The organism is Rossellomorea aquimaris TF-12, from assembly GCF_001648555.1.
Taxonomy (GTDB): domain Bacteria; phylum Bacillota; class Bacilli; order Bacillales; family Bacillaceae_B; genus Rossellomorea; species Rossellomorea aquimaris.
In genome coordinates, this window is the sequence record NZ_LQXM01000030.1 from 14,894 (window position 1) to 35,792 (window position 20,899).

The 20,899-nt window shown below is 37.7% G+C and carries 27 protein-coding genes; 10 read left to right on the forward strand and 17 right to left on the reverse strand.

The features are described 5' to 3' along the window. Window positions 1-46: 46 nt before the first annotated feature. The 7 genes from IQI_RS17350 to fabL form a co-directional block, all read right to left on the reverse strand. The gene (locus tag IQI_RS17350) at window positions 47-1,012 is read right to left on the reverse strand and encodes an ABC transporter ATP-binding protein (protein ID WP_064093936.1); all 966 of its coding nucleotides are present in this window, start codon (window positions 1,010-1,012) and stop codon (window positions 47-49) included. After that, entirely contained in the window at window positions 987-2,003 is a 1,017-nt protein-coding gene (locus IQI_RS17355; protein WP_064093937.1) for an ABC transporter ATP-binding protein, read from the reverse strand. Before IQI_RS17355 ends, IQI_RS17350 begins: the two co-directional genes overlap by 26 nt. 331 nt (window positions 2,004-2,334) lie before the next feature. Further along, window positions 2,335-4,083: an ABC transporter ATP-binding protein gene (locus IQI_RS17360; protein WP_064093938.1), complete on the reverse strand. Its 1,749-nt coding sequence runs from the start codon at window positions 4,081-4,083 to the stop codon at window positions 2,335-2,337. 159 nt (window positions 4,084-4,242) lie between these two features. Continuing rightward, window positions 4,243-4,773 (reverse strand): nucleoside tri-diphosphate phosphatase, encoded by a 531-nt coding sequence (gene ntdP / locus IQI_RS17365; protein ID WP_064093939.1) that lies wholly within the window; start codon window positions 4,771-4,773, stop codon window positions 4,243-4,245. 241 nt (window positions 4,774-5,014) lie between these two features. After that, window positions 5,015-5,278: a YgaB family protein gene (locus IQI_RS17370; protein ID WP_268874513.1), complete on the reverse strand. Its 264-nt coding sequence runs from the start codon at window positions 5,276-5,278 to the stop codon at window positions 5,015-5,017. A 269-nt stretch (window positions 5,279-5,547) separates the two neighbouring features. Beyond that, a complete protein-coding gene (locus tag IQI_RS17375; RefSeq protein WP_064093940.1) occupies window positions 5,548-5,760 on the reverse strand; it encodes a gamma-type small acid-soluble spore protein in 213 nt (70 codons plus the stop codon). 77 nt (window positions 5,761-5,837) lie between these two features. Further along, window positions 5,838-6,581: an enoyl-[acyl-carrier-protein] reductase FabL gene (gene fabL, locus IQI_RS17380; protein WP_064093941.1), complete on the reverse strand. Its 744-nt coding sequence runs from the start codon at window positions 6,579-6,581 to the stop codon at window positions 5,838-5,840. A gap of 111 nt (window positions 6,582-6,692) precedes the next feature. On the opposite strand from fabL, the gene IQI_RS17385 reads away from it, so the two are divergent. Beyond that, entirely contained in the window at window positions 6,693-6,917 is a 225-nt protein-coding gene (locus IQI_RS17385; protein WP_064093942.1) for a hypothetical protein, read from the forward strand. A gap of 35 nt (window positions 6,918-6,952) precedes the next feature. Here IQI_RS17385 and mutY read toward each other — a convergent pair whose 3' ends face one another. Together mutY and IQI_RS17395 are read right to left on the reverse strand one after the other, a co-directional pair. Then, complete coding sequence (mutY, locus tag IQI_RS17390) at window positions 6,953-8,059, reverse strand: A/G-specific adenine glycosylase (RefSeq protein WP_064093943.1); 1,107 nt, start codon at window positions 8,057-8,059, stop codon at window positions 6,953-6,955. Window positions 8,060-8,108: 49 nt separating this feature from the next. Beyond that, entirely contained in the window at window positions 8,109-8,417 is a 309-nt protein-coding gene (locus tag IQI_RS17395; protein WP_064093944.1) for a hypothetical protein, read from the reverse strand. Window positions 8,418-8,509: 92 nt separating this feature from the next. Here IQI_RS17395 and IQI_RS17400 point away from each other — a divergent pair, with 92 nt between their 5' ends. Next, window positions 8,510-9,496 (forward strand): metal-dependent hydrolase, encoded by a 987-nt coding sequence (locus tag IQI_RS17400; protein WP_064093945.1) that lies wholly within the window; start codon window positions 8,510-8,512, stop codon window positions 9,494-9,496. Between the two features lie 47 nt (window positions 9,497-9,543). Here the strand turns inward: IQI_RS17400 and IQI_RS17405 are convergent, their stop codons facing one another. Next, the gene (locus tag IQI_RS17405) at window positions 9,544-9,813 is read right to left on the reverse strand and encodes a YfhJ family protein (RefSeq protein ID WP_064093946.1); all 270 of its coding nucleotides are present in this window, start codon (window positions 9,811-9,813) and stop codon (window positions 9,544-9,546) included. A 151-nt stretch (window positions 9,814-9,964) separates the two neighbouring features. On the opposite strand from IQI_RS17405, the gene IQI_RS17410 reads away from it, so the two are divergent. Further along, complete coding sequence (locus IQI_RS17410) at window positions 9,965-10,129, forward strand: small, acid-soluble spore protein K (RefSeq protein WP_064093947.1); 165 nt, start codon at window positions 9,965-9,967, stop codon at window positions 10,127-10,129. A 31-nt stretch (window positions 10,130-10,160) separates the two neighbouring features. Continuing rightward, window positions 10,161-10,319, forward strand: a complete 159-nt coding sequence (locus tag IQI_RS20400) for a YpzG family protein (protein WP_082051311.1) — start codon at window positions 10,161-10,163, stop codon at window positions 10,317-10,319. 41 nt (window positions 10,320-10,360) lie between these two features. Here the strand turns inward: IQI_RS20400 and IQI_RS17415 are convergent, their stop codons facing one another. Then, the gene (locus IQI_RS17415; protein ID WP_064093948.1) at window positions 10,361-10,687 is read right to left on the reverse strand and encodes a YfhH family protein; all 327 of its coding nucleotides are present in this window, start codon (window positions 10,685-10,687) and stop codon (window positions 10,361-10,363) included. A gap of 497 nt (window positions 10,688-11,184) precedes the next feature. Here IQI_RS17415 and IQI_RS17420 point away from each other — a divergent pair, with 497 nt between their 5' ends. After that, window positions 11,185-11,859, forward strand: coding sequence for an SDR family NAD(P)-dependent oxidoreductase (locus tag IQI_RS17420; RefSeq protein WP_064093949.1), 675 nt, complete (start codon window positions 11,185-11,187; stop codon window positions 11,857-11,859). 49 nt (window positions 11,860-11,908) lie between these two features. Here IQI_RS17420 and recX read toward each other — a convergent pair whose 3' ends face one another. Continuing rightward, a complete protein-coding gene (recX, locus tag IQI_RS17425; protein ID WP_064093950.1) occupies window positions 11,909-12,715 on the reverse strand; it encodes a recombination regulator RecX in 807 nt (268 codons plus the stop codon). 90 nt (window positions 12,716-12,805) lie between these two features. On the opposite strand from recX, the gene IQI_RS17430 reads away from it, so the two are divergent. The 3 genes from IQI_RS17430 (at window position 12,806) to IQI_RS17435 (ending at window position 14,205) form a co-directional block, all read left to right on the forward strand. After that, window positions 12,806-13,708, forward strand: coding sequence for a TIGR01777 family oxidoreductase (locus IQI_RS17430; protein WP_064093951.1), 903 nt, complete (start codon window positions 12,806-12,808; stop codon window positions 13,706-13,708). A 67-nt stretch (window positions 13,709-13,775) separates the two neighbouring features. Continuing rightward, window positions 13,776-13,901: a YfhE family protein gene (locus tag IQI_RS20405; protein ID WP_082892780.1), complete on the forward strand. Its 126-nt coding sequence runs from the start codon at window positions 13,776-13,778 to the stop codon at window positions 13,899-13,901. A 103-nt stretch (window positions 13,902-14,004) separates the two neighbouring features. Next, window positions 14,005-14,205: a YfhD family protein gene (locus IQI_RS17435; protein ID WP_408007790.1), complete on the forward strand. Its 201-nt coding sequence runs from the start codon at window positions 14,005-14,007 to the stop codon at window positions 14,203-14,205. An 83-nt stretch (window positions 14,206-14,288) separates the two neighbouring features. Here IQI_RS17435 and IQI_RS17440 read toward each other — a convergent pair whose 3' ends face one another. The 3 genes from IQI_RS17440 to IQI_RS17450 form a co-directional block, all read right to left on the reverse strand. Continuing rightward, complete coding sequence (locus IQI_RS17440) at window positions 14,289-14,792, reverse strand: DoxX family protein (RefSeq protein ID WP_064093953.1); 504 nt, start codon at window positions 14,790-14,792, stop codon at window positions 14,289-14,291. A gap of 249 nt (window positions 14,793-15,041) precedes the next feature. Next, window positions 15,042-15,383: a VOC family protein gene (locus IQI_RS17445; protein ID WP_064093954.1), complete on the reverse strand. Its 342-nt coding sequence runs from the start codon at window positions 15,381-15,383 to the stop codon at window positions 15,042-15,044. Between the two features lie 24 nt (window positions 15,384-15,407). Continuing rightward, on the reverse strand, window positions 15,408-16,241 hold the full coding sequence (locus IQI_RS17450; protein WP_064093955.1) for a nucleotidyltransferase domain-containing protein: 834 nt from the start codon (window positions 16,239-16,241) through the stop codon (window positions 15,408-15,410). Between the two features lie 200 nt (window positions 16,242-16,441). Between IQI_RS17450 and IQI_RS17455 the strand changes: the two genes are divergently transcribed. After that, window positions 16,442-18,064: an ABC1 kinase family protein gene (locus IQI_RS17455; RefSeq protein WP_064093956.1), complete on the forward strand. Its 1,623-nt coding sequence runs from the start codon at window positions 16,442-16,444 to the stop codon at window positions 18,062-18,064. A gap of 487 nt (window positions 18,065-18,551) precedes the next feature. Continuing rightward, window positions 18,552-18,857: a DUF3221 domain-containing protein gene (locus IQI_RS17460; RefSeq protein ID WP_064093957.1), complete on the forward strand. Its 306-nt coding sequence runs from the start codon at window positions 18,552-18,554 to the stop codon at window positions 18,855-18,857. A gap of 494 nt (window positions 18,858-19,351) precedes the next feature. Here the strand turns inward: IQI_RS17460 and IQI_RS17465 are convergent, their stop codons facing one another. Next, window positions 19,352-20,443, reverse strand: a complete 1,092-nt coding sequence (locus IQI_RS17465) for a diguanylate cyclase (RefSeq protein WP_064093958.1) — start codon at window positions 20,441-20,443, stop codon at window positions 19,352-19,354. A gap of 71 nt (window positions 20,444-20,514) precedes the next feature. Then, window positions 20,515-20,838, reverse strand: a complete 324-nt coding sequence (locus tag IQI_RS17470) for an MGMT family protein (protein WP_064094436.1) — start codon at window positions 20,836-20,838, stop codon at window positions 20,515-20,517. Between the last annotated feature and the right edge of the window lie 61 nt (window positions 20,839-20,899).

A 20,899-nucleotide genomic window follows, 5' to 3' on the forward strand; every position in this document is an offset into this window, starting at 1 on the left:
GAAATCCCCTCCTGAATATTGTTTATATACTTATGAGACTTGACCTCTAATAAAGATGACAAGCTACATAATGCCCTGGTTGGTGTTCCTTAAATTCTGGTACTTTCTGTTTACAAATCTCTGTTGCATGTGGACATCTCGTATGAAATGTACATCCACTAGGTGGATTAGAGGGACTCGGAATATCTCCTTGTAACAGGATCGTCTCTCTTTCAAAATCTGGATCTGGTATCGGAACAGCCGATAATAGCGCTTGTGTGTATGGATGCAATGGTTTGTCGTACAGGTTTTCACTTTTACTTAACTCAACCATTTTTCCGAGATACATCACGCCGACTCGATCGCTTATATGTCTAACTACACCTAAATCATGAGCAATGAATATATAGGTGAGTCCAAACTCTTTTTGCAGGTCTTGCATAAGATTCAATACTTGGGATTGTATCGAAACATCCAGTGCTGAAACAGGTTCATCCGCTATAATTAACTTTGGTTTTGTCATTAGAGCACGTGCGATCCCAATTCTTTGCCTTTGTCCTCCACTAAATTGGTGAGGATACCGTTTGGCATGATAGCTGCTTAATCCAACAATGTTAAGTAGTTCGTGCACTCTTTCTTTTCGTTCCTTTGATGATCCCATTCCATGAACCTTTAAAGGCTCTTCTAGAATTTTTTCAACTGTATGTCTTGGGTTTAAAGATGCGAAAGGATCTTGAAACACCATTTGCATTTCTCGACGAACCTTTCTCATTTCTGAGTTTGATAGACTCGTAAGTTCCCGGTCTTCAAACGTAACACTGCCCTCAGAAGGGTCTATCAGTCTCATTAGCATTCTTCCAGTGGTTGATTTTCCACATCCACTTTCCCCAACGATTCCGAGTGTTTCCCCTTTATTGACGGTAAATGATACTCCATCTACTGCTTTTACTGAACTGACAGGTCTGCCGAGGACACCCCCTGTAATAGGGAAGTGCTTCTTAAGATTATCAACCTTTAGCAACGGTTCCGTCATAAACTCCCTCCTCCACTTCATCGAACAGGAAGCATCTTGTGCAATGTCCTTGTGATGTTTCATATAATTCTGGTGTCTCAACTAAACAGCGATCGAATGCAAATTCACAGCGAGCAGCAAATCGGCATCCAGTTTTGATGGAACCTGGCTTTGGAACGCTCCCTTGAATGGAGTGTAATCGTTGTTGTTTTACACGCATATCGGGAACGGACTGAATTAAGCCTTTTGTATAAGGATGTTGAGGGTTCTTAAAAATTTCTGCTACTGTTCCTTCCTCAACTATTTTCCCTGAATACATCACAACGACTCTTTCGCATGTCTCTGCTACGACTCCAAGATCATGAGTAATAAGTAACACCGCAGTGTTTAATTCTTTGTTTAACTTCTTCATTAATTTAAGAATTTGTGCTTGGATAGTAACATCCAAAGCTGTTGTTGGCTCATCGGCAATTAATACTTGTGGGTCACATACCATTGCCATGGCAATCATTACCCTTTGTCTCATACCACCTGATAACTGATGAGGATAATCTTTTATAAGTTCTTCTGATCTTGGTAAGCCTACCATTTTCATAATTTCAATTGCTTTTTCTTTTGCCTGCTTTTTGTTCACTTTAGTATGTATTCGTATAGCTTCTGTTAACTGATCACCTATGGTAAAAACAGGGTTTAAAGAGGTCATTGGTTCTTGGAAGATCATGGCTATGTCATTACCCCGAATATCTCTCATTCTCTTTTCATTAGCCTTTGTTAAGTCTTCATCTTTAAAAAGGATTTTCCCCCCGACTACTTTCCCCGGTGGGCTAGGAACTAGTCCCATTATGGATAGTGAGGTTACACTCTTTCCGCAACCACTTTCTCCTACAATTCCTAGTACCTCTCCTTGATTTACATGAAAACTAACTCCATCGACTGCAGGAACTTCTCCGTCATCGGTAAAAAAGGAGGTCCTTAAATCTTCCACTTTTAGTAAAGGACGCGTTTCGTTCATTCAAATCCTCCTCTTAAACTATCTTTCTTTTCGTAATAGTGATTATTTTCTAAATTTTATATGCTTCTTATTATACAATACGTTACAAATGTTGCAATCTATTTTCAGAATTTTTCTTTTAATTACATTTCCTCTTTCCTTCCTAATTCATTTCAATATATGTCCAAAATAAGGTTTCATTCCTTCCATAAAAAGTTATTTAGTCCTACTTTTTTCATCATTCTCTTATTCATATTTTAAAAAAACCTTATCGATTAAATAAAAAAGTCATGACTATTATCACCCTAATGTCTAAACATCAGTGGTAATCTTAGTCATGACTATATCAACGTTAGTTATCTAATTGTTGTACCTGGAAGAGCTTATGATAATGACCTTGTTTCGCCATTAACTCTTCATGGGTCCCCATTTCAACTATTTCACCATGCTCCATGTGAATAATACGGTCAGCATGAGTAATGGTGGATAATCGGTGGGCAACAATAAATGTTGTTCTGTCTTTCGCTAGTATTTCAAGAGCTTCTTGAATAAGGTGTTCACTTTCCAGATCAAGAGCAGAGGTTGCTTCATCTAGTATTAAGATAGGCGGATTTTTTAAGAATACTCTTGCAATGGCTACCCGTTGCTTTTGTCCACCAGAGAGCTTTACGCCCCTCTCTCCAACTCGAGTGTCATATCCGTCGGGAAGCTTCATAATAAACTCATGGGCATTTGCGGCTTTCGCTGCATTTATCACTTCTTCATCAGAAGCTTCAGGGTTTCCAAACTTAATATTCATCTTCACAGATTCGCTAAATAAAATATTATCTTGAAGAACCATACCGATTTTATCTCTCAACGACCTAACTTGAAATCGTGTGATTTCGGTTCCATCAAGTAAGATGGATCCCTTTGTTACGTCGTAGAAACGAGGAATTAAACTGACAAGTGAAGACTTTCCTCCTCCACTCATTCCAACAAGAGCAACCGTTTCTCCAGATCGAATCTGTAAGTTTAAGTTCTTTAAAACCTCTTCTTCTTTCGAATCATACTGAAAAGAAACATCTTTAAATTGAATGTCACCTTTAACATGTTTACAAGGAATTGCACCTGGCTCATCATCGATATCATATTTTTCATCCATAAACTCAAAAACACGATCCATGGAAGCTATAGACTGAGTGAGGGTTGTGGATGAATTGACTAATCTTCTTAAAGGGCTATATAAACGATCAATATAAGCAATAAATGCTGCCATCGTACCAATAGAAAGATTATCTTGAATCACTTCATATCCAGCAAAACCAATTATGATTAAAGGAGAGATATCTGTAATCGTATTTACTACGGCAAAAGCCTTTGCATTCCAGCTCGTTTGCTTTAATGCTTTTGTTAAAAAGTTACTATTTTGATCTTGGAAGTGCTTTTGTTCATAATCTTCTACTGCAAAGCTTTTCACCACAGACATACCTTGAACACGTTCATGTAAATGGCTTTGAACCTCTGCCAGTGCTTGAGAACGTTCCCGCGTCAAACCACGAAGTCGACCAAAAAAGTAACGGACAGAAAAAGCATAAAAAGGAAAAGCAATGAGAGATACAAGTGTCAGCGATACATCCATCGTAAACATAATGGCAAGGGCAATGATAATGGTAGCTGCATCCAACCATAAATTCATTAGACCGGTAATAACGAAATTTTTTGTTTGCTCTACATCATTAATTACCCTTGAAATAACTTCCCCTGCTCTCGTATTCGAATAATACTTAAAGCTTAATTTCTGTATGTGAGAAAACAGATTATCCCTCAGGTCATATAAAATTTTATTTCCTGTCCACTGAGCAAAATATTGTCGATAATACTCTACAGGCGGTCTTACAAGTAAGAAAAGAACGAGCATAATTCCCATAATCGTAAAGAGCTGACTCGTTTTTTCATCAGAAGATAAACTCGAACTTCCCACAATATCATCAATCACATATTTAATTAAGATTGGAATCAAAAGTGGAATAGTAAATTTAATAATTCCTATAATTAATGTACCAATAATTTGCCACCGATAGGGTTTAACAAATTGAAGGTATCGTTTTATACTATCCAAGAAATTACTCCTTTCTAAGGTGTATTGTGCCCATTTTTCCGCAATAAAAAAGGATGACCCTGTTTGGAGCGCTCTACTGTTCCTCATCCATTCACTACAGATAGGTGAGAGGCTCCTTACTGGGTCAGCCCTTTAAACGTATAAAGTTTTCCAGCTGTGCTACCCCCGATGAGTCAAATAGCGCTCATACCAGATATCAATGAAGTCAGGAGCAAAAGGTCCTTTTCTTTGTCGTATCCAGCGCACTAATTTGTCTACATTTCGTTTAAGAATGTGATCAATCACATCTGGGTAACCATACAATTTTCCATGAGCCTCGTACTCGTCCTCATCTAGTAATGTATACGTCATATCAGGAAACACCTTGATATCTAAATCATAATCGATATACTTAATTGCTTCATGATCGTATACAAATGGAGAACTTAAATTGCAATAATAATAAATTCCGTCCTCACGAATCATACAAATAATGTTAAACCAAAGCTCTGAATGAAAATAACAAATCGCGGGTTCACGAGTCATCCACGTTCTTCCGTCTGATTCCGTTACCATTGTACGGTCATTTCCACCAATGATGAGATTACTTGTTCCTTTCAGAACCGTAGTCTCATTCCAAATTCGATGAATGTTGCCGTCATGCTTATAGCTATGTATTTGTACAGATTGCCCTTCAGTGGGAACCGCCATCGTATCCCCTTCTTTCCTTACAAATTACAAGTATATATGGGTGTCTACTCTATCATTATAACGTTTCGACGGAAAATTTAAAACAAAAGGGCTGCTCTTAAAGAAAATAACCTTTAAGAACAGCCTAATATGCTGATTTACTGTGCAGTGAAATCCTCACAACAGTCAACAACATCGAATTTATTTGTTCGTATTCATTTAGAAACTTTTCATATAAAAAGATTCGTTTGGATTATGAAATTTATGTTGTCACCCGATTCAAATCTTTTTGATACGACCGAATTACCTGATCCGTTTGCTGCTGAAATATTTCATGAATCTCTTTAAGCTCCACTTTCTTCTGAGTAATTTCCTGTTTCAAAGACTCAACCTTTGTCATCTCCTGCAACTGAAGTAACTCCTCCTCAAGCTCCTGACAACGCTCAATTTCAGACTGAAGATATAGTAGCTTATCCATCGTCTCCAACTGTTCCGTTACTAACTGATTAAACCGTTGCTGCACCACTCTACCATCTCCTCTAAACAAACTCTACTAAACATTCTCCTTTCCTACCCCAAACCCTTTGACAACTTCTGTCACATTCCCACCAGTTTTGTCGATGTGGTGGATGAGGTTCATGAGGGACGGACCTCCAAAAGTATGTATGGGAGGGATGTAACTCTATGAATTCAGTAGAGGGTTTATTGAGAAGTTAGTGTTCGGAGGTCCGTCCCTCAAATAAACGAAAAAAGCACCCAGTTTTGGGTGCTTTTTCTCGGTAAGGACAATTACAATTATTGTTGTTGTTGGCCGTATTTACCAGAAGCTTTCGCTTTGTTTGCTTCTGCTTGTTGGTTTTGTTGTTTCACATGCTGTGCCGCTGTTGTTTCTGAAGCAAACTCAGTTCCGTATTGTTGTTTCTGAGGTTGAGCTCCAGCTTGAGCGTTTTGTTGCTTAACATGTTGAACGCTTGTTCCAGCTTGAGTTTTGTTTGGTTGTTTTGCCATTGTAATCACCTCCACGCTAATTAAGATAACCAAGCGTGGTAGTGACTATCCAATATATTTATTGGGAAAACATTCCATTAAACTAAGAGTGAACGACCACCATCTACAATGATTGTTTGACCTCGAATCATAGAGGAATCGTCGGAAACTAAGAACATTACCGACTTTACAAGATCATCTATTTCTACCATTCGTCCAGCTGGTGTTTTACTGCGGGCATCTTCTAATAGTTCTTCACGATTTGGGAAATGTTTTAAGGCATCTGTATCAATTGCTCCTCCTGAAACTGCGTTTACAATGATATTGCGTGGAGCTAATTCAACAGCAAGATAACGTGTAAGTGCCTCGACTGCTGCTTTTGAAACACCTACTGTTGTGTAGTTATCAAGATAACGGATCGAACCTAAAGAACTAATGCTCACAATACGACCGCCATTATCCATTAATTTTGCAGCTTCTTGAGCACAAAAAAGTAAAGCCTTGCTGTTAATGTTCATTGTCCAGTCCCAATGTGATTCTTCAAGCTCCATAACAGGACGAAGCACACCGGAAGCGGCGTTGCTAACCAGTACGTCAAGACGACCAAATTCTTCTTTCACTTGCTCAAACATGGCTTTAATTTTTTCCACATCGCCTACATTCGCACGGACCACTATTGCTTTACGGCCAAGCTTTTCAACCTCTGCTGCCGTTTCTAGAGCTCCTTTTTTACTTCGGGCGTAATTCACGACGATATCGTATCCTTTTTGTGCTAATTGTATGGCAATTTCTCTTCCAAGTCCTCGACTGCTTCCTGTTACTAATGCTACTTTTTGATTCATTCTTTTCATCCTTTCGTATGTCATTTCCATTTAGGGCAATTGTATCAATGAGCATAATCAGCAACTGAATATGCAAACTAAAAAGAGCTCGATAAAAATGGAGGAATGTAAATGTATGTAGGTAGAGATATGACAGAGCTTTCTATGCTCCCTAAAAATGAATGGACAAAAAGTGAGCTTGCCTTCTTTCACCATTCACTACAACAAATAGTACCCTATTTAAACGTAGAAGGACAATCTATTCACAGAGAAATCGTAGAAGAAATTGAGAGTCGTGGAGGATTAAAACGCGGTGAAGCTGATTACACCCACGGAACGAAGATATCGTATGATTAAAAAAAAGCAACCAGCTGCAAACTGGTTGCTTCAAATTATTTTTGTAAAAGCGCTGCTGAAGTCTCTTTCCAAATCTTTTGATGAGAGACAGGAAAAGCATACTTTTCCAATTCTTCTTCAGTAACAGCAACCAAACCATTCGCTCCTAGTGAAGTGCTATTAATAGATCCCACATATACTTCAATATCCCAAATGATATGAGAAAATACATGTTGAATTTTAGTTATAACCCCAGTTTTCAACGAACAATCTACTTTATATTCATCTACAATGTTTTGTAACAACTGCTTTCGTCCACTGCTCGAATTCCCTACTTCGAAATTAGGAAATTCCCATAAATTTGCTAGTAACCCTTTGCTTGGACGTTTATGAATGACTACTCTATTGTCTTCTGTAAATAGGACAGCAGCAGCCATATTAAGTTTCCGGGCAGATTTTTTTTTAGTTTTTACTGGTAGATCGGATTGAACCCCTTCTTGAAATCCCTGACAATGTTCTCGGACCGGACATAATAAGCATGAAGGCGAAGTTGGTGTGCAGATTAATGCTCCAAGCTCCATTAAGGCTTGGTTAAAATAAGATGGATTTTCTTCAGATATTAAAGCTCTCACAGCTTCCTCAAAAACTTTTCTGGAAGATGGTTTGGCAATATCAATCCAAATAGATAAAATACGAGAAAATACTCTCATTACATTTCCATCAACAGCTGGTTCAGGCTTACCATATGCAATACTCAAAATGGCTCCGGCAGTATAGGGGCCAACCCCTTTTAAAGCCGAAATTTCTTTTGGCGTGTTCGGAACAATCCCCTCGTATTTCTCATTCACTTCTTTTACAGCAGTTTGAAGGTTTCTTACCCTTGAATAATACCCTAAACCTTCCCATGCTTTTAAAACCTCTTCCTCATCAGCGTGAGCAAGAGCTTCAATGGACGGGAATTTTTCTAGAAAGCGATTAAAATAAGGGATAACAGTATCTACTCTCGTTTGCTGAAGCATGATTTCGGACACCCATACTTTATATGGATTCTGATCCTTTCTCCAAGGTAGGTCCCTTTGTTCTCTTGAAAACCAAGAAATTAAGTCTTCTTGAAATTCTTCGCGATTAATTGTTTGTAAATGTCTTAATGATTCTTCTTTCAATTTTGTACCTCCAGGATGTTAAATGTTACGTTGAATAGGGAATAAATAATTAAAGCTTTGTTTTTAAGCCGATGCATCTGATTTCCTTTAATCCACCACATATACATTCATCTAATAATCCAAATAATAAATGACGACGGGATGTTCGTAAGCGTTTCAAAGCATGATAATGGGATTCTGTTGGAACAGCGAAGGTTTCCATGTACCGATTGGGGCTGATTTCAGACTTCTCCCATTGAATGTTTGAAGCATCATATTGTGGTAATGTATTTACGATAGTATTCATAATTTGTTTATATTGAGGTTGAAGATTTTGTTTTATTTCGTATTCTAAATAAATTTGCAATGAATTTTTCATTGAAATAAACTCCTTTTAACCATATCATGTTTAAAAATGAATACAAGAGATTACAGGTTACAGGATAAAAACGAGCCAAGGGAGGACTTTCATTGGATACAGGTACTCACATTGTTATGGGCTTTGCTCTTGGAGGCTTAGCTACATTAGATCCCGTTGTTGCGGAAAGTGCAGCCACCTCTCAAAGTGTGTTAATAGCCGCAGTTATAGGCTCTCAAATACCAGATATCGACACTGTCTTGAAATTACGCAATAATGCCGTTTATATACGACATCATCGAGGTGCTACACATAGCATTCCAGCTGTTGCTTTATGGCCACTTTTAATCATTGCATGTCTTTATCCTTTTTTTCCTGAAGCTAATTTGCTTCATCTATGGATTTGGACATTTGTTGCTGTATTCCTGCATGTATTTGTCGACATTTTCAACGCTTATGGAACCCAAGCCATTAGGCCAATCTCGTCGAAATGGGTCGCATTAGGTGTCATAAACACGTTCGACCCATATATTTTCGGTATCCATGTTGTCGGATTGATTCTTTGGGGCATTGGGTTACCACCTGGTGAAACCTTTTTAGTTATGTACATTGTCATTTTTGCTTATTATGTGTTGAGGTTTCAGGTTCAAAAAGCAGTTAAAAACGCTGTAAAAAGAAGAATCCCAGAAGCTGAAAAAATCATCGTATCACCGACGATACGTTTCTTCCAATGGAGATTAGCCATAGTAACGAGAGATAAATACTATGTTGCCAGAGCCTTTAGACGTTCGATTACGATTTTCGATGAATTCAAACGTGTTCCAGTACCGAAACTTCCTGTGATTGAAGCAGCGAAAAAAGATAAAAACTTATCAGCATTTCTATCCTTCTCCCCTGTATATCGTTGGGAAGTAGATGAATACGACGACCATTTCGAAGTACGCTTTATTGATCTACGGTACAGAAACAACGGACACTATCCATTTGTAGCCCTAGTGCAGCTAGATAAAGACCTCTCAGTCGTAAGCTCCTACACAGGCTGGGTCTTTAGTGAAGAAAAACTACGCAAAAAAGTAGACATCGACATATTAATCGATTAACGTGATGAGGGACGGACCTGCTTTCAGCAGGTCCGTCCCTCTGTCCTTTAATGCGTTACATTATTGTCATTGTCCAGCAGGTGTTTGTATTTTGGGTTACGTGCTGCGAATTCATGGATGCGTCCACCGTAATTGGTGATCCATTGGCGTACTACTTTTTCGGTCATTTCTTTGCCTTGATAGTCGTATCCTGCTTTAGCATATGTCGTTTCGAAGTCCTCCCAAACAAGCTCTACCCATGTTCGGGCTTTTTCATAGGAAAGATTATCATTGGTTTCCAATAGTAATTCTGTTAACTCGTGAAATGTTGACTCCATTTTTTGTCTCCTTCATTTCCATTTATTTTGTTTCTGCTTTTATGATAATGTTCATTATTCCAACCATACTAATAATACGTGATTAAGCTTAGTTCATTTCCTTTGCTTTTTCACGGTGTGTAAGTCCACTACACCTTTTAGGAGGCAAATTATGCGTAATAAAACTACAGGGTTCCCAAATGCAACAGGTAATAAATTCGAAGGGGAGCCTAGAGCGAAAGCGGAATATGCATCTAAAAGGGCAAACGGCACCATCAATACCCATCCTCAAGAACGTATGAAAGCTTCAGGGGACAGAGACCAAGACTCGATTTAGTGAAGTGAAATTTGTTTAGGGGGTAGTTACGATGGCAAACATGAAAAACAACTTTTATCGCAATAAGTACAGCAGTCCATTTAACAAGGCATTTTACAACCCGAAACATGCCCATTCTCAAGCAAATGGACAAACAACACAAACACAAGACTTAATTATTCTAGAGAACCAAACCCGTAAGCGTTCCTAGACTATTTCAAGGTGCGTCCCTAAGTGGATGCACCTTGAACCTTATTTTTTCTCCCCTGCTAAAAGAGAAATAGGCAATGCTTCTTCTTGTCCATTACCACCTAATCGATAACCCCAAGCGAATACTCCATTTAAATAATCAATTTTAAAGTATGTACCTGGATCTCCTTCAATGGCGTAAATTCCACCAGCTTGATATTCACTAGGATCCATCAAATAAGCTTGAGCCATAAGAGCTTTACGCTCTAAAACGGCGAACTCATTTACGATTCCTAATTGTTCAGCCTTTCGTGCTTTTTCTTTCAACTGTGCAATTTCCTGTTTCAGTTCATGCTCAGTCATTTGACTGTATCTTCTCTCTTGTTCCATCAAAATCACCTCTACTAATGATAGTATAGAGAATTTGTTATAATAAGAAAAGCGGAGGATCTTAGCCCAGAGGTGACAAGCATAAGGTAAGTCAGCCTAAAAGGCGTTCTTTTCCTTTTTGGATGAATTTACTTTTGACCTCGAGCCTCTAAGCCCCGGAGCTGGGCAATAAGAAAAGAAGGAATGACTTGTACAAACAGGCGTAATTGTTAAAGAATGTTGTTTTTGTGAGTATTGGTTAATCTCTGCTCCGTTTAAGTGTTTATTTCTACTTAAAATTATGTTTTGCATAAATTTTTTTTTTGCTAATATGACTCTGTCACGATTTTTCTTATAGATGGTTAGGAGGACTGAGAAGATTCCTGCAGAAGTACAGGCGTAACGAGACCCCGGAAGCGAAGCAATTCCCCTTACCATCAAGCACATACTAGTAATCAGAGCCTTAGGTAATTAAAATTGACCACAAGACAAAACAGCATACAGAAAGGATGATCAACATGAATACAGCAGTTATTACAGGTGGAGGTTCCGGTCTCGGATTAGAGTTAGGAAAACGTCTAAGCCAGCAAGGATTCCATATTTTCATATTAGGTCGTACCCTTGACACTTTAAAAAAAGCGGCATCAGACATACAAGAAATCGGCGGAGAGGTTTCATACGCAACCGTTGACTTACGCTCAAATTCTGATATTCAAAAGGTTTGTGAAAATCACCTTCATAACCACAATATTCAATTGCTTATACATAACGCTGGAGTCGGATACTTTGGTGCTTTTAAAGACTCAAATGAAGAAGAATTAGAATCCATGTTTGAGACAAATGCCCTTGGCCCCATTCGCCTGACAAAAGCATTGTTGGATCAACTTGATTCTAACAACAGTACGATTCTAAATATTATTTCAACAGCTGGTTTAAGAGGGAAGAAGAACGAATCTTTATATGTAGCAAGTAAATTTGCATTAAGAGGATTTGGAGAAAGCTTACAAAAGGAATACGAAGACTCTAGCCTTCGTATTGTGAATGCTTATATGGGAGGTATGGATACACCATTTTGGGATGAAAGCGATCATATTAGTGATCGATCCCGATTACGTTCACCAGAAGAAGTAGCTGAAATAATCGTGGATCAATACAAGAAAAAAAACGAAATTGTGATTGAATCAAAGAAATAGGATAAAAAAGCTGTATCCACGAGTGGATACAGCTTTAATCGTTTATTTACTACTCTTCACTTTCCTTTAATTCCTCCAACAGTCTTCCGATAATCTCCATGGAAAAACCTTTTCGATAAAGAGCTTGCTTCATTTTTTGCTCATATTCATATCCCTCATACTTTGTACTTAACTTTCTATGGGCTTTTAATCCTTGATGATAAATGGCATCCCATTGTTCATCGCTATCCCGATCCGTTTCAACCGTTTCCCAAACGATTTTCATAACAGATCCTGAATACCCTTTACGAAGCAAATTCTGTTCAATTTTTTGTTTAGCAATTCTTTGAGAATCTTTTTTATATTTCCGAAGAAGCTTCTCTGTTAAAACAACTGCTTTATCAACTTGGTTTTCCACAGTGAAGGAAGATAGGGCCTCTTCAATATATTGTTGAGACACACCTTTCTTCATTAATTCACCGCGAATCCAGCTTGGACCCTTGTCCGACGTGTTGATTTGAGTTCCTACAAAGGCATGTGCAAATTCTAAATCATTAATGTACTTGATTTCTTTCAACTTATGTAATACTTCTGGAATGATTCCATCCTCAAGATCTCCTTCTGCAAGGTGATCATGGATTTCTTTTTCTGTTCTCATTCGATAAGATAAGTATTGAATAGCCTTGTTAAATGCCTTTTTTACATCATCTTCATATTGTACCTCTGAAATTTTTAATTCTTCGACTTCCAAACCTTTTCTTAGTTGAAACTTAGCTAAAATGGCTTCATCTACGCTAAAGGCATATTTTCCATCTATAAATAAATTGTACCGTTCAAGATTCTTCACTTGCTTCGTTATTTTTGTGATAACACCCATTTTTTCCACCTCATTACTAATGTAACACATCAACATATGTTTTTTATTGAGAAGATAGGTAAAATAGTAAGTATTAATGGAGGGATGATTATGAAAATTGCCATAACAGGTGGAACAGGTTTTGTAGGGAAAGCTCTTACAGAAGAACTTCTCGAACATAACCATGAATTATTTATCCTTACCCGAAATCCTGATAAATACGAAAATCGCACTGGAATCACATATGTAAAATGGCTTTCAGATAACGCTCATCCTAAAAGAGAGCTTGAAGGGGTGGAAGCCTTTATAAATCTTGCAGGTGAATCCATCAACAGTGGAAGATGGACAGATGAGCGGAAGAAACGAATTATTAATAGTCGAATCACCTCTACACAAGAAATCATTTCAATTATGAAAGGCTTAGATAAAAAACCAGCCTGCCTGATTAACGCAAGTGCAATAGGTTATTATCCATCTTCTAAAACGAATACCTACACAGAAGAATCAACCGATACGTCCAATGATTTTTTAGGAGAGACGGTTCAGATTTGGGAAAAAGAAGCAAGTAAAGCAGCTGAACTAGGTATTCGAGTTGCTTATACTCGCTTTGGTATCATACTAGGAGAAAAGGAAGGGGCACTCCCTCGTATAGCTTTACCTTATAAAATGTTTGCAGGTGGCACCGTAGGTTCAGGTAAACAATGGATGTCCTGGATTCACATTCAAGACGTTGCAAGGGCGATTCATTTTGTGGCGAATTCAGAAGATATCAAAGGTCCTGTGAATATTACAGCCCCTACACCTGTGACAATGAAAGAATTTGGGAAAACGTTAGGTTCCGTACTAAACAGACCCCACTGGATACCAGTACCTCCTTTTGCGTTGAAAATAGCAATGGGTGAAATGAGTACACTCGTATTAGAAGGGCAAAAAGTACTTCCTGGCGTTCTTTCACAGCATGGATTCCCGTTTCTTTACCCAACTCTACAAAAAGCGTTAAAGAATATTTATTAAAGGTATGTTCCCTTCTTTTTAAGTCAAAAATAGGAATAATCTTGTTAAGAAGGGAAGATACATACGTATGGATAAAAAGAAGAAAAGAGATAAAACGAAATCAGTGTTAACGAGTGCACAAGAGGTAACATATTCAAGAGAGTTTAAGGCAGCTGATCGAGTAGGTGGATTTACTTCTAAACGAAATAGTTAAGAAAATTTTCCCTAACTAAAATTCATCTCTTTGATGCAAAATAAAGGTACAAGTCAGAGTTACTGACTTGTACCTTTATTTTTGTATTAAAACGAAAAAGGGGATGTTTAGATTGGGTAGATCACGCGGACATAACAAAAGGGATAAAAACAAAAACAGCTTGGCTCAAACGCCTGCACAACTTAAGAAAACAGATGGTGTAGACGAGGAATTCTCTCGAGAAATCGCTGACCAGGCTGATATGGAAGCCCAGGCTCGCGCAAATGCAGCGAACCAACGTGCACGAGTGAAGAAAAACCAATAGAACAATCCCAGTTACAAATCAGGACTTGAGGAATTCACAATGAATAAACCACTTAAGAGTTTTTCTTAAGTGGTTTATATTTATTAAACAATCATCGCTTTTTTATGATGGACATCCTTTTTTTGAGTTAATGTATGTTTCAAATAAGGAATCATCCAGCGGTCAGCTCCCCAATAATACGCACCTTTCCCGGTGAATAATAGGATGATTGCTATTGTATAGAGAATCGGATTAGTGCTTAAGGTACCTGCCAGGAGAAAATTCAAATTCATAAATGCTCCCGCCAGCAGTGCAGGAATAGTCATAAACCCAATAATAAGTCCAAGACCTACCAAAACTTCTCCCCAAGGAATTAAAATATTAAATACGTCAACATTTGGTATGGCGAATTCTTTTAAAAATGTAGCATACCACCCTTGAACTGCAGGATGATCACCTGCTGCTTTGCCTAGTGCTCCTTGTAGAAAACCACTTGCATCGAAACCATCATTGACCTTATGCCATCCGGCCTCAAGCCATTGAATTCCTAACCAAATTCGAAGGACTGTCCAAACCATGCTAACTTTTTCATTTTGCCACCATTTCATGATGGACCATCTCCTTTACATTATATTGTGAAATAATTCACAAATATTCGCGAGATTAATACATTTTTTTGATTGACGTCATTCGTTTGTTTGTGAAATGTTTCACATGTTCTTTACACTTATAATATACCTTCTTTCTAGCTCCATTACAATAGGCTTTCCCGTAATTCATAAAGCTGTCAAATTTATAAAAAATAAACCAGAAAACCGTTCTAACGGCTTCCTGGTTTAAACATACAATCTTACTCTTTATCGTTCTTTACTTAAATCAATGATTCTTATGAGATTATCTGACTCGTCTTTATAAATGGCATATCTCCCTGGTGGTATATCACATGGTGTTTTGATGAATTGGAGCTTGTTTTGATGTTCTTCAAAGTATACGTCTACGCTCTCTACAATGAAAATTCCCCCAGCAGTTAATTCCGGTTCATCATTTTCTATCATGAGTTGAACCTCGGTTCCTGGCAGCTTGAGGGCTATTGTATGATCTCCTTCTCTCCACGCTTCTTCAAAACCAAGAGTATCACGGTAGTAATCAAGTGATTTCATTAAATCTTTTACTGGATGACAAAGAAAAGCTAATTTCATTTACTTCACCTCTAATGAATTTATTTATAATACTAATCCCACAACCTCATCTACCCAATCTGTTTGCTCTTCAAGTTCAAGCTTTCTGCAGATAGATGAATGTACCCGCTTAAATTCAGGGACAATTCCTTTCATCACAATAAGTATATCTTCTGGGCTTCGACTACTTCCCCATTCTTTCAATAGGGAAATTTGCCAATCTGCAAAAGTCGATCGTTTCCCTTCATATTTAGACCAGTCACCTGGAGGGTTCGGGAGTATATCTCTCTCCATGTTCCATCCTGCTGCAATGGACCATCGCATGTGGTCTAATGAATGAAGAGCATAATATATTTCCCCTCTCTTCACTCTTCTATAAACTTCATGCATATGAGCAAAGAATTTACTTCTCCATATTTCAAATTCATCAAGGGTCACCATATAATGTAGTTCATTTGATTGTTTATGAATATTTTTTACAATATGAAATGGGTCATATTCAATCTCCACTTCCTTTAAGTGAAGAGATGCCTTTAAGTCCTGTGGCTTGTAGTAGAATACATCTACTTTTATAAAACATTTGAAATGAGCTACCGTATGGACGGCCCATGGAAAATCTTCGTAATAGAGCACGTCCCCCCAACACTTTGCTCTTTCCTTTTTGTTTTTTCTGTATGCTTCAAAAACTTCTTCTTTCACAACGATTCTCAAATCTAAATCTGAGTAATCATCATAGTTTCCTTTAGCTAGTGAGCCTCCATAGAAGAAAGCCAATACATATTCATCTTGTATTAAGTCTTCCTTGATGGCTTTTCTTAATTTTTCACGTTCTTTAACTAAAGAAGCATCTCTTTCGTTAAACTTATGCCCAAATCCCACACATATCCTATCACTCCTTCAATTTTTTCATTGAGAGACTCCCTATGAGGTTTTGACCATTTTACCACATAATGGTATTAGTATCGTGGAAATATTTCTAATATTATTGATTCTTCTGATCTTTTAGTTAAAGAAACTTTCTTCTTTCCCATTCGTACTACATAATAGAAATAGACAGAAGTGTTACGGAGGATTAAATCATGAAGTCAGAGAGAAAGCTTTGGAGAATGTGGAAGATATTATCGTTGGCGTTATCCATTGTAATACGGACTTATTGGTATAAGCTTAGTCGAAAGTCTGAAGCTGAGAAGGAACAGCTTTGGGTGAGGATTGGAAAAGAGTTTAAACAAACACTGTTTGAATTAAATGGTGTTCTCATTAAGGTTGGTCAATTATTGAGTATACGTGAGGACCTTTTACCTAAGGGATTCATTAATCAAATTAAAGATCTCGTCGATCATGTTCCTCCATCACCATGGAAGGACATTGAAAGAGTATTAGAGAAGGAATGGAATAGTTCTGTTCATATGAAGGTAGACTCTATTAATCGAGAAGCCGTTGCATCTGCTTCCATTGGAGAGGTGTACAAAGCTACTTTATTAGATGGTACTCAAGCTGCCATTAAGGTACAGCGTCCCGAAATCCCATCTCTTGTCAAAACTGATTTCCGTTCCCTTAGCATCATTATTTGGTTTGCTAAGTATTTTGCTCCCGTTCCCAAAGGGTTTATCAATTTTAATATGCTATATAAAGAATTAAAGCAGGTTATTGAGCAGGAGCTTGATTTTTACAAGGAAATGAATACAGCCATATCTTTTAAAGAACGATTTACCGATCACCCCGGGGTGAAAGTTCCAGCTGTTTTTCCGGAGCTTTGCACAGATAAAGTTTTGGTCATGGAATGGGTGGATGGAACAAGATTAAATGATAGGAATGCCATTACTCGGTATGGACTTGATGGTCGTGAACTAGCGGAAAGATTGTTTCGACTGTTTCTGCCTCAATGGCTTGAAGCAGGGTTATTCCACGCAGATCCACATGCAGGTAACATTCTTATTCAGCCTGATGGAACCTTTGTATTACTGGATTACGGGATGATTGGTGAGATTTCAAAACGTGATGCAGCTCACTTTCAGGGACTGCTAGAGGGTATCCTTCTGAAAAATTATTCGAAAGCGTCTGGAGCATTAGCTGACCTTGGCTTTTTACTACCCGGAGCCGACCCTAAAGCCATCGAACAGGTTCTTGAAGAATTTGTGACCCTTGATATGGAGCAATTTAAGCAGATGGATCTTCTATCGGTTAAAAAAGAAATAAACGAAATGGTAAAATCTCTACCAGTACAAGTACCAACTCGGTTTATATTCCTTGGACGTTCCTTTGCCACAATTGAAGGACTTGTCTTTATCCTTCATCCAGAAGAGGAAACTCTGGACATAGTAAAGCCGGCTTTCTTAGATTGGCTAAAAAATAGTAGTACTAGTAAGTGGGATTTGATACTAAAATGGATAACGGCTCAACCTCTTTTCCAAACCGTTCAGAAGGTGAAAGGACTTTTAGATATTCCTGAACGGATATTAAAGCAAAGGGAGCTTCACGATCAGAATTCTTTTCAATTTACAATGTATGAGAATGGAAAGAAGTATGCATTTACTGTAATGGTCCTAGGTATTGTGGGGAGTTTTACAGGATATTCTCTTACAATGGAGTCGGTGTGGCAAGGTTCCGTCCTACTAACAGTACTCGGAGGGTTTTCGTATTCAATCACAGGCATGAAACAGAAAAAATGGCTAAAAAAGTTAAAGAACGGTCAACTACAGTAAAAAGGAAACTTCCCATGGTTTCCTTTTGTTTTGGTTCTATTTTCATTCACCTTTCCCTTACATATACTTCATCGACTCGGATCTCGAATTCTAACCCAGTCGGTTCGTTATCAAAAGGGCCAGTCATTCTTTAAAGGGTAACCGTAGTCCAGTACCTTCATCAGGTAATGGAGGAGATCCAATAAATTAGAGTTGATGATGTTCTAATGATCCCCCACCTCCTATTCCCCGACAATCTTACTTTCCCCCTAAAAATAATTCAAATGATTCACGGTCATGTTGATCTATGTAGTTCAGTTTTAAGGTAGAAAAAACAAAGAGCTCCAATACTTTTAGTCCAATTCGCATATGAATTAGACTATTTCATTATGTTGATTTATCAGTGTATTGTAATGTTCATATGATTATTTAGAGGTTAAATATGTAACGCCATAGGACACTATTACGACTAATTATTTGAAGTTATTGATAAGGAGGTAGAAACTAAATGGAAAAGAATTTTATTATACTCTTTTTAATATGCTTTTCCCTGGTTGGCTGTAGTAGTAAGGAAGAAGTTAAAGGTCAATTTGATATTAAGGGAAATATTGTTGGAATTAACGAAAAAGAAAATCGTATTTTAGTAGTGGATGCAGATAAAGGAGAAACTTGGGTAGTCTTACCTGAAAACGCAGACATCAAGAATTATCAAGAAGGACAGGAAGTTGTCATTTGGGTAGATGATGGGATAGACACATCGGCCCCCACTTCCGCAAAAGCATTAAATATTGAGATAACATCATTAAATCCATAATACAAAGGGATATCTAAAAACAGAAATTCCTTTTAATTTTTTCTTACCTTTTATACTTCTAAATTACTTGTCAGTTTTACTTTTTCATCTATCCTTATTTTCTACTTCGAAACTGAATAACTTACATGATGATCATGTGGGTTTTCCTCTGAAGTGTCCCAGTCAACATTTAAAACAACAACGCTTGCATTATCATATTGGCGGATGAATAGTACTGTGTAGAGGTGATTATCTAATTCTACTGACTTTAAAATTTGTACATGCCTACGGAAGCCAATGGGCTCAATGAACGAGCGAAAATTCTCATTTCTTAAAGCACCAAATATACTATTTAATAAATCCTCATATAAATCATATTACCCCGCCCAATCTGCTATATACTCAGAGAATGGAAAAACTGGTTTAAAGACATCCGTTTTATCTTCTTCCACCTCCTCCTCCATTATGAATCAGGCATAAACCCCCTATGAGCTTTTTGCCCAAATTAGCTATGTTTAAATCATGCACTCACCGCTGGTACACACAATGTTACGACCGTTTCGCTTAGCTCTATATAAGGCGTCATCCGCTTGCTGAAACATGGAGTCATGCTTTTCTTTCCCCCCATTATATACAGACACACCGATAGAGACAGTAAGCTGAATTTTCTTCTTATCCGGCAGGACGAAAGAGTGGTGATAGACCGCTTCTCTGACTCGTGTGGCAATTTCTTTTGCTTGCTCTACACTGCAATCTGGGAGAAGAAGAGAAAACTCTTCTCCACCATTTCGAGACAACGTATCCCCCGATCTAGTTAAACCCGTCAATACTTTTGCAAGCTGTTTTAATACTTCATCACCCGCACTATGACCGTGTGTATCGTTAATTTGTTTGAAATGATCAACATCTATTAGGCAGATGGCACAGGTTTCCTTTTCTGTCCTGGCCACACTGATCATATCATTGTAATAGCGATCAAATGATCGAACATTATACAAACCTGTTAGGGAGTCACGCTGTGAATTTTCTTTATATTTGTAATATCGTTCACTTGTTTTTCTTATATAATTGACGAAATAAAAGGTTAAGTATCCTCCAATAAGCGTACTTATGATATGAAATACTGCAAAGTCCAGGACGAGACTATAGTCATCCACCACTATATAAAGAGCAATGGAAAAAATCATTTGGCTATACACTAGTAGAATTGTCCATTTCTTCCAAGGAGAAATCCTTATAAATCGCACAATGAATCCTGCTCCAATAGAAATCATCAGCATCATAAATAAAGCCACATAAGATGAAAAATTAACGGCAATAAAAAAGCGTCCAATCGTGATGACGATTGCTGATACAATAGTTGGTAAAAACCCTCCGTAATAAGCAACAAGAATAACAGGGATATGTCTTAAATCAAGAATCGTTAACTCATTTACAGTAATGCTGTAATGCATGAGGACAATTCCAAGAAGACCAGCCAACACCCCGTCCACAGACTTGATCCAAATAGGCGAATTCATAGTCAAACGATTTTTGCGAAAGAGCTGATGCCACAAAAACGTAAAGGACATTAACAATGAAATATTGACGATTAAATCACTAATCATACTAAACTCTTCCTTTTACAAACTATATTATTAGAAAATTATACCATAATGGTATTTCACACTACAATTTTTCACTCTACTTCTTCTACTGATGGACGATGCTGATATTTCTCCAAATCTATCTTATTCTCTTTTGCAATGATAACTCCTTCAGATTGAAGTGATTTTTTTTGAAAATAAAGAGATTCCTGATCTTGAATCCCAATCTCTCCCTTGCTATTAATGACTCGATGCCACGGAAGGTTATATTTTTCACTCATAGAATGTAATATTCTAACCACCTGTCTTGCAGCTCTATGGCTACCGGCTAAAGCAGCAATTTGACCGTAAGTCATCACTTTTCCAGGTGGAATATCTTTAATTATTTTTACTGCTCTTTCTGTAAAAGGCTTCATTTTCATTCACTTCCCTATCTCCAGATCTCAATAAGTGATAGTTCCATTGTAATATGAAGGG

Excerpts from the sequence above, each read along its gene's own strand:
- IQI_RS17395 (WP_064093944.1), bottom strand. The coding sequence starts at position 8,417 with ATGAAAAATTCATTGCAAATTTATTTAGAATACGAAATAAAACAAAAT.
- IQI_RS17350 (WP_064093936.1), bottom strand. The coding sequence starts at position 1,012 with ATGACGGAACCGTTGCTAAAGGTTGATAATCTTAAGAAGCACTTCCCT.
- IQI_RS17465 (WP_064093958.1), bottom strand. The coding sequence starts at position 20,443 with ATGATTAGTGATTTAATCGTCAATATTTCATTGTTAATGTCCTTTACG.
- fabL (WP_064093941.1), bottom strand. The coding sequence starts at position 6,581 with ATGAATCAAAAAGTAGCATTAGTAACAGGAAGCAGTCGAGGACTTGGA.
- IQI_RS17460 (WP_064093957.1), top strand. The coding sequence starts at position 18,552 with ATGGAAAAGAATTTTATTATACTCTTTTTAATATGCTTTTCCCTGGTT.
- IQI_RS17375 (WP_064093940.1), bottom strand. The coding sequence starts at position 5,760 with ATGGCAAAACAACCAAACAAAACTCAAGCTGGAACAAGCGTTCAACAT.
- IQI_RS17455 (WP_064093956.1), top strand. The coding sequence starts at position 16,442 with ATGAAGTCAGAGAGAAAGCTTTGGAGAATGTGGAAGATATTATCGTTG.
- IQI_RS17355 (WP_064093937.1), bottom strand. The coding sequence starts at position 2,003 with ATGAACGAAACGCGTCCTTTACTAAAAGTGGAAGATTTAAGGACCTCC.
- IQI_RS17430 (WP_064093951.1), top strand. The coding sequence starts at position 12,806 with ATGAAAATTGCCATAACAGGTGGAACAGGTTTTGTAGGGAAAGCTCTT.
- IQI_RS17420 (WP_064093949.1), top strand. The coding sequence starts at position 11,185 with ATGAATACAGCAGTTATTACAGGTGGAGGTTCCGGTCTCGGATTAGAG.
- IQI_RS17410 (WP_064093947.1), top strand. The coding sequence starts at position 9,965 with ATGCGTAATAAAACTACAGGGTTCCCAAATGCAACAGGTAATAAATTC.
- IQI_RS20400 (WP_082051311.1), top strand. The coding sequence starts at position 10,161 with ATGGCAAACATGAAAAACAACTTTTATCGCAATAAGTACAGCAGTCCA.
- IQI_RS20405 (WP_082892780.1), top strand. The coding sequence starts at position 13,776 with ATGGATAAAAAGAAGAAAAGAGATAAAACGAAATCAGTGTTAACGAGT.
- IQI_RS17415 (WP_064093948.1), bottom strand. The coding sequence starts at position 10,687 with ATGGAACAAGAGAGAAGATACAGTCAAATGACTGAGCATGAACTGAAA.
- IQI_RS17470 (WP_064094436.1), bottom strand. The coding sequence starts at position 20,838 with ATGAAGCCTTTTACAGAAAGAGCAGTAAAAATAATTAAAGATATTCCA.
- IQI_RS17385 (WP_064093942.1), top strand. The coding sequence starts at position 6,693 with ATGTATGTAGGTAGAGATATGACAGAGCTTTCTATGCTCCCTAAAAAT.
- IQI_RS17445 (WP_064093954.1), bottom strand. The coding sequence starts at position 15,383 with ATGAAATTAGCTTTTCTTTGTCATCCAGTAAAAGATTTAATGAAATCA.
- recX (WP_064093950.1), bottom strand. The coding sequence starts at position 12,715 with ATGGGTGTTATCACAAAAATAACGAAGCAAGTGAAGAATCTTGAACGG.
- IQI_RS17435 (WP_408007790.1), top strand. The coding sequence starts at position 14,005 with ATGTTTAGATTGGGTAGATCACGCGGACATAACAAAAGGGATAAAAAC.
- IQI_RS17405 (WP_064093946.1), bottom strand. The coding sequence starts at position 9,813 with ATGGAGTCAACATTTCACGAGTTAACAGAATTACTATTGGAAACCAAT.
- IQI_RS17440 (WP_064093953.1), bottom strand. The coding sequence starts at position 14,792 with ATGAAATGGTGGCAAAATGAAAAAGTTAGCATGGTTTGGACAGTCCTT.
- ntdP (WP_064093939.1), bottom strand. The coding sequence starts at position 4,773 with ATGGCGGTTCCCACTGAAGGGCAATCTGTACAAATACATAGCTATAAG.